The 11,361-nt window shown below is 51.5% G+C and carries 7 protein-coding genes; 5 read left to right on the top strand and 2 right to left on the bottom strand.

The annotated features are described in order from the left end of the window. Positions 1 to 1,651: DUF6541 family protein (locus CI603_RS08980; protein WP_183122172.1), on the top strand; the 1,651-nt coding region annotated here is incomplete at its 5' end. 150 nt (positions 1,652 to 1,801) lie between these two features. Here the strand turns inward: CI603_RS08980 and CI603_RS00680 are convergent. After that, entirely contained in the window at positions 1,802 to 4,822 is a 3,021-nt protein-coding gene (locus CI603_RS00680) for a DUF4422 domain-containing protein (protein ID WP_121912626.1), read from the bottom strand. Between the two features lie 162 nt (positions 4,823 to 4,984). Here CI603_RS00680 and CI603_RS00675 point away from each other — a divergent pair, with 162 nt between their 5' ends. After that, positions 4,985 to 6,169, top strand: coding sequence for a nucleotide sugar dehydrogenase (locus CI603_RS00675; RefSeq protein ID WP_121912625.1), 1,185 nt, complete (start codon positions 4,985 to 4,987; stop codon positions 6,167 to 6,169). A gap of 35 nt (positions 6,170 to 6,204) precedes the next feature. Here CI603_RS00675 and CI603_RS00670 read toward each other — a convergent pair whose 3' ends face one another. Continuing rightward, positions 6,205 to 8,085, bottom strand: a complete 1,881-nt coding sequence (locus CI603_RS00670) for a DUF4422 domain-containing protein (RefSeq protein WP_121912624.1) — start codon at positions 8,083 to 8,085, stop codon at positions 6,205 to 6,207. 155 nt (positions 8,086 to 8,240) lie between these two features. Between CI603_RS00670 and CI603_RS00665 the strand changes: the two genes are divergently transcribed. Genes CI603_RS00665 through rfbB form a run of 3 tightly spaced genes read left to right on the top strand, consistent with a single transcriptional unit; the run spans position 8,241 to position 11,352 of the window. Beyond that, positions 8,241 to 9,068, top strand: coding sequence for an ABC transporter permease (locus CI603_RS00665; protein ID WP_046322381.1), 828 nt, complete (start codon positions 8,241 to 8,243; stop codon positions 9,066 to 9,068). Then, on the top strand, positions 9,068 to 10,333 hold the full coding sequence (locus CI603_RS00660) for an ABC transporter ATP-binding protein (RefSeq protein WP_121912623.1): 1,266 nt from the start codon (positions 9,068 to 9,070) through the stop codon (positions 10,331 to 10,333). The genes CI603_RS00665 and CI603_RS00660 overlap by 1 nt, the downstream gene beginning before the upstream one ends. After that, positions 10,330 to 11,352 carry a dTDP-glucose 4,6-dehydratase gene (rfbB, locus tag CI603_RS00655; RefSeq protein ID WP_121912622.1) on the top strand — a complete coding sequence of 341 codons (1,023 nt, stop codon included), beginning with the start codon at positions 10,330 to 10,332 and terminating at the stop codon, positions 11,350 to 11,352. The genes CI603_RS00660 and rfbB overlap by 4 nt, the downstream gene beginning before the upstream one ends. The last annotated feature ends 9 nt before the right edge of the window (positions 11,353 to 11,361 follow it).

The raw sequence follows: 11,361 nt of genomic DNA, 5'->3' as shown, positions 1-11,361 counted from the left end.
CTTGTCAGTCGTGTGGGAGCTTAACCCTAATGACAGTTTTTATCCACCCCTGTTTCATGTTTTAGTCTATGTATTGCTTAGTGTCTCAAGCTGGTTAGGGATTCAAGTCAATATATTTACCGGACTGAATTTGATATGGCTGGTCACTTCGGGTCTTCTTTTCCCGATAGGTATGTTGCTGTGGTGTTCTTATTTCTATTCAGATGCATCAAAGAGATGTCGGATCATTCTTAATATCGCAGTACCAGTGCTATCCGTGGTATCGGTGGCGCAGCCCTACTGGATGTTGAACGCCGGACCGCTCATTGCTTATGGACTTGCTACATCGATTCTGCCTTTGCTGATGTATTCCAGTCTTAGGTTAATGGATGCAGTCACTATACAGAGCGAACGCACAGTTGCTCAGGTACTCCGTTGGTCTCTGCTGACGATTGTTCTCGGCTTGCTGATGTTATTGGCTCACCCTCGAGTGGCTTTTACCTATTTGGTTTTCATAGGTCCTTTTATACTGGTGAAAATGTCCAAAAAAGACATTCTCTGCTTCCTTCTATGCATATTTCTCGCAGCGGGGCTCTTCTTTGCATATGTCTCTCACCGTGATCACGGCAAGGATTACCTGCATCCTGGGTCATGGTTCCATACCTTTCGGCCTACCAGAAGTCTTGGTAATGCGGTGAAAACAGTGTTGACTGATGCCATTCCTGGCCTTGCAGGCATCTTTATGGCAATTTTGGTCTTTATTTGTTTTATTGCAGTTGTGTTGCTTTGCGGGGAGCGTTTTCGTGATGCACTTGCTGTGGACGGAGCATTTCTTCTTACTACCCTGATTTTCGTTTCGAGTTCCGCACTTACTGGGCCAGTGGCCAACGTGATCACTGCTGCCTGGTATCGTGGCGAGACTCGGCCCCTGACGATGATACCTTTGGCGGTTGTTCCCCTGTTGGCCTTTGGTCTGCGTTGCCTTTTTGAGCCTCGTCCTGGCAGGGGCCTGAAGACCCATGTTCTATTCCAGCCCGTGTCATCCCAGGTTCAACTCTCGCCTGTCAGTGTGATCACGGTGTTGCTTCTGGTCGTAGTCTTGGTGGTCTGCTCGTGTTTTGAACCGGCAAAAAGGCAATTGTCGGCCATTGTCGCTGGTAGCACGGATATCGAAACGCAAACTCCAGGGGAGCAATTGAGCCATGATAAATACTATGCCTTGAAGAAGGTACACGACTTGGTGGAAGACAATGCTGTAGTGGTGTCTGACCCCTTGAATGGCTCTATGTATGGAATGGCTCTCTACGGAATGGATATGTTGTATCCGGTATACAACCCCATGGATACGAAAAATGGCCAGGTGTTCGGAAGGGTGGAGCGTGCATTCGCCTCAGGTGATTCCGAACGCTTGCTGCATGCAGTGTGCCCTGTCGTGACCAGTTATAAGGCAAAGAGCCAACCTGAAGAGAGAAGCAACAAGTACTTTTTGACTATGGGCCCACAATCTCCAAGCCTGCGTATGTTCACCTACAAGGCGCAGTACTATCCCTTCCATGACGACCGTTTGATCAATGAATATGAACGACGGGGAACACTGGTAAAAATCAGCGCCCTTGATTCTCCCAATGAGCCGGGGAGTCAATGGAATCTGTATCGATTCGCATGCAGATGAGCAATCTATGCGTCTTATATTTAGGGCTTGAGAGGTAGTTGTCGGTCAACGGCTTGGGATAGATACGAACAGTGTGCCTTGCATTGCTGCTGAAAGAAATCAGACGCTGCCGACCTTCTTCGCAGGAGGACCGGCAGCGTCTGGACGGGGCTAGTGCCGACCTTCCACTGCCCTGGCTACCGTTTTCAAGATCTCGCGACGGGCGCTGCCGATTGGGGCGATAGGGTCTACCAACCTGCGGAGTCCATTGTCCTCGGCAATCACGCGTTCATGCTGTGCCACCTGTACCTGGTTATGGGAGGATCCAGACAGGTGTTGTATCAGGCTCTCGTAGAAGGGGGTCTGTCTGGCGTAGGACCAATACACGTCAGCCAGATCACAACTGGCATCATTCCAAGGTTTTATGAATCCAGCGTAGTGAATAATCCTTGGCTGCTTACGGGACTGAAGGTAGTCGCGGTAGGCATTGGCTGGTGCATGGCTGAATATACGCTCCAGCCTGGTGTCGCAGTCATGTATCACGTTCCATGACCAATCCAGATAAGTCACCCGGCCCTGGCACTGGGCGTTCAGAACATCCTGGTCGTTGTAAATAAAGCTGGTATTTGAAGACAGCCGTAGCCATTCCGGCAGGGAGTGCAGCTTTCGCATCTCAGCAGTGTTCAGCAACAGTACGCCTGCCTGGAAGTAGGAATAAGGATCCCGCATGCCTAATACCTGCCTGCTGTAGCGCAGCCGCTTGCCATCCTTGTTGTTCAGGTTGCCCAGGTAATCGATATCGTGGATAGCGGCTAAAAGATCAGTACCCAGATCTGTATTGTAGAGTTCTGCAATATCGTCGTTCACTACCAGATCTGAATCCAGATACAAAACCTTGTCATAAAAAGGCAGAACAGTCTGGATGATAAATCGGTAGTAGGTTTCGATGCTGATGTGTTGGTTGGAGGTTGTCAGGTTGCAGCCGGCAATTTCACGTTCCACATTCACGAAGCGCAAGGTGATGTTGGGGGAGGACACAAGGAACTTCCTCATGACCGCCTTATGCTGCTTGCTGATGTCCCTTTCCAGAACGACAATATCGTAGTGATACTTGTCTGATGCGTTTGACAGCAGCGAGTATATGGCTGTAGTCAGCATGGGTACATAGGCGTCATTGGCCGCGAAAACAACCGGAATGATCTCTTTTGCATTGTCGGCAAGTTCAAGGGGCCTGCAGATCGTCTGCTGTTCTGGGTGGGTAAAATGAACGCATTGCAGCTCTTTGGTACGCAATGTGGGCCTGACCCGACGCTGGTGAATAAGCCAGATGTTGAAAAGCCGCTCGGCCAGATGGCCTGGCGTGCGCAGACCCTCCTGGCTGTATGCAGACATGTCGGTGCTCTGCTCGAATTCGTCAAGTATGGGGAACAGCCACTGGCAGTAAGCAAAGAAGAGGTCCTTGCGCATAATAAACATATTGCAGAAGCATGAATAATGCCCATGCAGATACTGCTTGACGTCATCGCTATAGTCAGGGTGCGACTTCATGACGATGGCGCATGCCTTTTGCAGGTCCTTCAGGTACAGGTCCGGTGCGGCCCTGTACAGAGCCAGCGGGCTACCCCAATTGTCGATGGTTGTTCGAAGGTCCTTGATGCCGGTGGTGATAACGTCATAGCCCTTGACAGTTGCGGAGATAGTCGCGTCGTCCAGGCCATATCGCTTGATGGCGGCATCGTCGATATAGTCATCCATGATTTCCCCGTAAGGATTCTCCCTGTGGGTGGCCTTGGAGAAATCGAAGTATCGACGGTAATGGCAGAAGCCGTAATAGTCGGCGTCGACGTTTTTCCATGCCCAGTACTGTGTGGTGAGTTCGCAGTATCTGGGGTTTTTCTCTGAGATGTTAGTGCCGTCATCATCGTGCAGGGTATTCTTCATCCTTGCCTTTGTAAGGCCAGGGCCTACCTGCACGGGTTGCAGGATCTCGGACTTGGGGATGTCGACTTTTTTGTGCGTTGTTACGAAAATCCTGATGCGCTGCCGATTATAGGCATCAAGCGTCTGTCGGGCCTTCAGATCGGTCAGATGTTCATTGGCCTTGCTGCGCATGCTTTGATAGCGTTCAAGCTGTAGAGGGGGAGCGGAGTTCACAAATATCCTGTCTGCTATGGCTTTCCAACCCCACAGAGGGTCCGTGTCATCAATGGCGGATTGCTGATGAAGAAAGTCATATGCTCTGTCTCGAATAAAGCGATAGATCTCCCTGCCGGTGATGGCGGGGCCGAAAACGTCGCTCATACCATGGGCGGCCTCTGCCTTATGCCCATCATCGATGCGCAGCAGCCAGTCATTGGCCAGTATTTCCGTGCCCTTATGCTCGAATCCCAGGGCGCACTTCTGCAATATGGCCGAGTGCTGGCTGTTGGCGAAATCATAAGCAGCTGCAAAGTTCGATTGGAATTCCCGGCAATATCGTGCATACAGCTTGGGGGTGATCTGCGCGGTGCCACTGATTCCACGGCCATAGTAATAGCGGTATCCCCTGCATTCCTTGATCGGTTGATAAGACTGAGCAAGCGCTGAGGTGACAAAGCACTCGTACCCATCCTGGGAGCGGCCTAGGCGATTGTCGGTCATGACGGCAAAGGCTTTCTTGAGCAGGGCCGTTTTATAGAGCCGCTGGGTGAACCGCCAGTCCACCTGTTGTCCGCGGTCTTCATCAAAAATGTCGCGAACGATATCAAGACCCTGGCTTGGCTTGGTGGGCTTGTTATTGAAGCTCTCGAAATCCTGCCGTTCTCTGTCCAGAGTGCCGTTCGCTGCCGTCACAGTGATGCCGAAATGCATGATGTCGGCAGGGTGAAGGTCTATGGCCTCTGACAGCTCGCTGAGCATGGAAGGAGCCAGGGCATCATCGCCATCCAGGAAGAAGGTATATTCGCCTTTGGCTTCCTGCACGCCAGTGCGTCTGGTCAAGTGAGTGCCCATGTTGCTTGGGTGCTCCACCAATCGAATTCTCTCGTCTTTGCCGGCTGCTTCCGCTGCAACGGACGCCGTGTTGTCCGTGCTTGCGTCATTGATGACCAGAGCTTCGAAGTCCTTATAATCTTGTGAGCTGATGCTGGCAAGGCATTCCGGAAGGTACCTGCCCACGTTGTAGGCGGGAATTACGACTGAGATCTTTGGCATATAGCTGGCATCTCCTTGTATAGCTAATCGAGGGCGACGAAGTCTTTACGTATCTTACCTGGATGCCGCAATAGGCAGGAGCATAACCATTGAATATTCAGCTGGATTACACAACTGGTTCCCTGGCACTTCCAGTATGGAATGAACTGTAGACTGTTAGGTATGAAAATAACGATCGTAGGTACTGGCTATGTCGGTCTGTCCCTGGCCTGTCTGTTGTCACAGCACAATGAGGTGCGAGCCCTGGATGTTCTGAAAGGCAAGGTCGATGCCATCAACCAAGGGCAATCGCCCATCAAGGATTCTGAGATCAGCGCCTTTCTTGCTTCCGGAAAATGCGACCTGCAAGCTACGCTGGATTCTGACTGGGCTTACGAGGAGCCGGATTTCATCGTTCTTGCCACTCCGACCGATTATGACGAGGAGCGCAATTACTTTGATACCTCATCAATCGAGCAGGAGCTCCAGAGGTTGGATAAACGGCACACCCAGGCCTGCATCGTCATCAAATCGACGGTTCCGGTAGGGTACACCGAGACCATATGCAAGCGTTATCCGCAATTGCGCATTGTGTTCTCACCCGAGTTTCTTCGCGAGGGCCACGCGCTTGCCGACAACCTGCATCCATCGAGGATTGTCGTTGGCATTCCTGCCGACCACGTGCAGGACTGGAGGCATTATGGTGAGCAGTTCGCTCAGCTGCTCCAGCAGGGTGCTGAGGATGACGGAATTCCTTGCCTGTTGCTCCGTGCCACTGAGGCAGAGGCCATCAAGCTCTTCTCAAACACCTATTTAGCACTGAGGATTTCGTACTTCAACGAAATGGACACCTACGCCGACGTTCGTGGCTTGGATACGGCGCAGATCATCAAGGGCGTGTGCCTGGATCCCCGGATTGGCGATTACTACAACAACCCTTCATTCGGCTATGGCGGGTATTGCCTGCCCAAGGATTCCAAGCAGTTGCTGGCCAACTACAAGGATGTGCCGCAGACCCTGATCAAGGCCGTGGTTGAATCCAACGATACGCGCAAGCGGTTCATAGCGGAGCAAATCGCCTCTCGCAAGCCCAAACTGGCTGGAATCTACCGGCTGGTCATGAAGAAGGGTTCGGATAACTTCCGTGCAAGTTCCATCCAGGGCATCATGGAGTACCTGGATAGCCTGGGTGTGGATTTCATCATTTACGAGCCCATGGCTGCCGATAGTTTCGCCGGGCATAGGGTGACCCATGATCTCGATGAATTCAAGGCCTCATGTGATCTGATTGTGTGCAACCGGATGACTGAGGAATTGAACGATGTGGCAGACAAGGTCTATACCCGCGATTTGTGGCATCGAGAGTAGAAGCAGTCAATTGGCACTGCGCATGCCAATGCTGTTTACGCTTTATGCAGTATGACTCGCAGCAGTGATTTGACGCGGGAGCGCCTCTTGGAGCCAACAGGAAGTATCTTGTCGGCATACTGCCTTATGGGGCTGTCTTCGGTAATAAGACGCTTATGATGTCCGGTTGAAAGAGATTCAGTCTTGGTCATGATGGCCAGTATCTGGTGGAAAAGCGGGGAGTGCCGGACGTACAGCCAATACCAGGTGGATAGGTCACACCAAGGATCTAGCCATGGCTTGTCGAAGCCGGCATAATGAACAATATAGGGCTCCTCACGGGCTTGTACATAGTCCTTGAATGCCTGTGCAGGCGCATACCGAAAGACCGTCTCGACACGGTCGTTGCAATCGTGCAGGACGTTCCACCGACCGTCAAGGAACCTGACCTTTCCCTGGCATTCCATGTTGAGTATGTCTTGATCGTTGTATATGTAGTGAGGGTTTGCTGCCAGCCGCATCCATTCGTTGGTGGTGTGTATTCTTCGGAGAGCCTTCAGGTTCATCACCAGCACTCCGGCCTGGAAGTATGTATACGGATGCTTCAGATGCAACACATTGCGGGCGTATTGCAGACGCTTGCCATCGGAATACCCCAGGTTGCCTAAAAAGTCCAGATCCTTGACTGCTGCCACAGCGTACTGGCTGACGTCGGTATCGTAGAGCTCGGCTATGTCTCGGTTGACAACCAGGTCGGAGTCCAGATACACCACCTTGTCGTATTGAGGCAGCACCTCCTGGATCAGGAATCGGTAATAGGTTTCATTGCTGATAAAACCGTTGTTGGTCGTCAGAGCCCTGCCGGCCATACGCTGCCGTACATCAAGGAAATGCAAAGAACACCAGGGGTATTTGGCGAATATCCCTGCAAGGATTTCTTTATTGTCCTTTGATATATCCTGCTCCAGGACAATGATGCGGTATCGACGATTCGCTGATGAATTGCGCAGTAAGGACGTTAATGTCGTGGCCAGCATAGGCACATAGGCGTTGTTGGCCGCCAGTACCACGGGTACAGCCTTGTCCGTTGCGTTTGCCGGTTCAGCGGTTTCCTGAGCATCGGGATAGCGGAAGTGCACGCATCCCAGTTGCTTGATTTTCCAATTCCCGCTGGTGCGCTGATGATGGCAAAGGAAGATGTTAAGCAGCCTTTCGGCCAGGTGTCCCGGCGTTCTCAGGCGTTCAATGTCGGCCGTGGATGCATCCCATATGGCCGTGAACTTTTGCAGGAGCGGAAACAGCCACTGGCAATATTGGCGGAAGATTTCTTTCTTCATTATGAACATGTTGCAGAAAGAACCCTTGTCGCCGTGCAATACGGCATCCGCATCCTCCCTGTAGTCGGGGTAATTCTTGCAAAGGATTTCATACATGAGGCGGAGGTCGCCGACTCGCAGGTGATCGTTGCCTGCATAATGCTGGATCAGCGAATGATACCCCCCCATGGCTTCAACATTGTTGACGGGAGAGGTGATGACATCCCATCCGATCACCTGGCGCTTGATGGATTCATCATCTAGGCCATATCGCCGTGCAGCGGCCTCATCGATGAAGTCGTCCATGATTTCGCCGTAGTCGTTGGCCTGGTGGGGTACGCCGCTGAAATCGAAGTAGCGACGGTAGTGGCAGAATCCGTAGTAATCGGCATCGATGTTTTTCCAAGCCCAATATTGCGCAGTGAGCTCGCAATACATAGCATTGAGCGAAGAAATCGAGTCCCCGCTGTCGTCGTGAAGCATATGCGGGAGCTTTTCCGGCGCCTGCGCTGTTCCGACTTGCAGGAGACTGATCGCATCGCATTGCGGGACTGCAACGCGTGTACGGGTGGCTACATAGATTTTTATACGCTGCCCGTTTTGCCTGTCCTCGTTATTCATGCCGAATAAGACTCCTCGCTCGGTGGTTGGTACTTATGTTACTTCCCAATTGTGGGCTTCCTGTTTATATAAGGTAATAACCGCTGCCTTGCAAGAGGTTCCCTGCGATAATGAGCCTTTGCGCTATTGGACGAGTTCAGTAGAATAGGAGTTTTGTGAAAGCTTCTTTAAAGCGACTACAGCAAAGGTATCGCTACTCGTTTATCGTTTTCAAAGAGTTGGTCAAGACAGATTTTCAACTTCGGTACCAAGGGTCCTTCCTGGGTGTACTGTGGTCGGTTCTCAAGCCACTGATGCTGTTCTGCGTCATGTATGTGGTCTTTGTGAGATTCCTTCACTTCACGGACGGAACGCCCACATTCCCCATTGTTCTGCTTTGCGGCACCTGCCTGTGGAGTTTCTTCTCGGAAGCCACCAGCATGGGGCTGCAATCGATTGTCAACCGTGGAGACCTGCTGCGTAAGGTTCATTTTCCTACATACATCATCGTAGCGTCAGTCACGATGGGGTCCATGATCAGCCTGGCCATCAACCTGGGTGTGGTCATCGTTTTCGGGCTGTTCACCACGGCTCATTTCACATGGAGGATTCTCCTGGTCCCCCTCAATGTTTTTCAGCTCTATATCCTTGCCCTGGGCATTGCCATGATCCTATCCACGATGTTCGTTTATTATCGTGATATCGCCCATATCTGGGAAGTGGTTCTTCAGGCTATGTTTTATGCTGTTCCCATTATTTACCCATTGTCCATGGTGCAAAAGAATTATCCTTTGATTGCAAAATTCATGCTGTTGGATCCCGCGGCCCAGGTAATCATGGACGTGCGTCATAATCTCATTTCCCCTGAGAACGTCCCCACTGTTTGGACCCTGTACGGCAATAAGCTATTCGCTTTCATTCCTTTGCTATTGACAGTTCTTATTTTCATGTTCGGCCTGTATGTCTTTCGGTCGCATAGCAGAAAATTCGCGGAGGTTCTGTAATGCAAGATGTTGATCAGTTTGATGATCGGCCAGTCGTGCTCTCTGTTGACCATGTAGCCAAGTCCTTCAGGTTGCCGACTGAGCAGGCCACTGGCCTAAAGCAGGCTTTCATCAACTGGACCAAGGGAATCAAAGGGTACAGAGAGCAGGTTGTTCTTAAAGACATCAACTTCCAAGTGCACCAGGGCGATTTCTTCGGCATCGTGGGAAGAAATGGCTCGGGCAAGTCCACACTGCTGAAAATCATCTCGGGAATCTACGTGCCGGAACACGGCAGTGTGGATATTCAAGGCAAGTTGGTGCCGTTCATCGAGCTTGGCGTGGGCTTCAATCCTGAATTGACCGGTCGGGAGAACGTTTTTTTGAATGGCGCGCTTCTCGGCTTCTCTCATGACCAGGTAGCAGCCATGTACGATGAAATCGTCGATTTCGCCGAGCTGGGCGAATTCATGGATCAGAAGCTGAAAAACTACTCGAGCGGCATGCAGGTCAGGCTGGCCTTTTCCGTGGCCATCAAGGCGCAAGGCGACATTCTGGTGCTTGATGAGGTTTTGGCAGTCGGTGATGAGGCCTTCCAGCGCAAATGCGATAATTTCTTCACTGAAATCAAGAAAGATCCGACCAAAACGGTCATTCTTGTTACGCATAGCATGGATTCCGTCAAGAAATACTGCAACAAAGCCATCCTGATCCGTGACGGCGAGATCGTAGTTTCTGGCGATAAGAATGATGTTGCCAGCCAGTACACCTTGGAGAACCTCCAGGCTGGGCAGAAAAAAACGGAAAAGAAGGTGGAAAAGGAAAAGCAGACCCATGAGCCGGGACTGAGCGATCAGGTGCCTATCTTTAGGGTCTTGCCGGTATCGCCTCAGCTGCTTACCTGTGACGACACCTTTGAGTTCGATGTGGAGTACGACTATCGGGGAGACAGCGACTTCTACATACCCATGTCGGTCATGGATACCGGTCGGGGAGGGGTCCCCTATGATTGCGGAGCCCAATTCCACGTCAATGCCCCAGGGCATCATCTGGTTCATTTTTCCATGCCGCTCAAGCTCTTCAATGATGGGAACTTCCGCATCATCGCCTCTATGCGGATCATCCCTGACGTCACCAACCTTTCCAACTATGAGCAGCTCGCTTTCACCAGCGATGAGAACGCCTGCGATTTTGTGGTGCGCAATCATGGCACCACCAATTTTGCAGGCCTGATCAACGACAGAAGCATGGAGATTGTCCGTACTGGCATGGAGGACATGGATTGACGGATAAGGATGAAGTTGCCAGCCTTCTTGTCACCGGAGGTGCAGGTTTTATTGGCTCCAACTTCGTTCGATATCTTGCCCGAGTGAGTCCGCAGGCGAAGGTCGTTGTTCTGGACAAGATGACCTACGCCGCCAATCCGCATAATCTGGATGGTTTGTCGCGCAAGCCCATAGTGATCAGGGGTGATATCTGCGATTCATCTTTGGTTGAGCAAATCGTCAAGCAGCATCATATTAATGGAATCATCCATTTTGCGGCAGAATCGCACAATGACAATTCCATTAGGGATGCTGCTCCCTTTATTCATACCAACATTTATGGGACCTACGTTCTTTTGGAGGCCGCGAGACGCCATGACCTGCGCTTTCATCATGTGTCTACGGATGAGGTCTTTGGCGATACATCCGTTGGGGATGTGACGAAATTTGACGAGAGCAGTCCCTATCGTCCGTCGAGTCCGTATTCGGCGACAAAGGCGGCCTCTGATCATCTGGTCAGGGCCTGGTGGAGGACTTACGGCACCAGAGTGACCATAACGAACAGCTCAAATAACTATGGTCCGTTCCAGCACGTGGAAAAGTTCATTCCCCGGCAAATAACCAATATTCTGACGGGTCGCAGGCCCAAACTGTATGGCCAGGGCAAGGATGTTCGTGACTGGCTCAGCGTGGAGGATGATTGCAGAGCCATCTGGAATGTCTACCGTCGGGGTCGTTTGGGGCAGACCTATCTGGTTGGAGCGGATAATCGCCTCAGCAATCTCGCTGTGGTGCGGATGATTCTGGCAGTGATGAACCGGCCTCTTGATGAAGTGGAGTTTGTGGGGGATAGGCCGGGAGCCGACAGAAGATATGCCATCGACGCCTCGAAAATACGGCGCGAGTTGGGGTGGAAGCCTCTTCAGGCGGACTTCGCCAAGAGCCTTGAGGCCACTATCGAATGGTACAAAAGGCATGAATCGTGGTGGATGCCGGCAAAGCAAACGACGGAATTGCGGTATCGGCAGGAAGGCCACTGAAATCTCTGA

The organism is Bifidobacterium sp. wkB338 (assembly GCF_003688325.1).
GTDB lineage: Bacteria > Actinomycetota > Actinomycetes > Actinomycetales > Bifidobacteriaceae > Bombiscardovia > Bombiscardovia polysaccharolytica.
The sequence above is the reverse complement of the archived record's forward strand: the minus strand, read 5'-3'. Positions and strand labels throughout refer to the sequence as shown.

Excerpts from the sequence above, each read along its gene's own strand:
- CI603_RS00660 (WP_121912623.1), top strand. The coding sequence starts at position 9,068 with ATGCAAGATGTTGATCAGTTTGATGATCGGCCAGTCGTGCTCTCTGTT.
- CI603_RS00675 (WP_121912625.1), top strand. The coding sequence starts at position 4,985 with ATGAAAATAACGATCGTAGGTACTGGCTATGTCGGTCTGTCCCTGGCC.
- CI603_RS00680 (WP_121912626.1), bottom strand. The coding sequence starts at position 4,822 with ATGCCAAAGATCTCAGTCGTAATTCCCGCCTACAACGTGGGCAGGTAC.
- CI603_RS00670 (WP_121912624.1), bottom strand. The coding sequence starts at position 8,085 with ATGAATAACGAGGACAGGCAAAACGGGCAGCGTATAAAAATCTATGTA.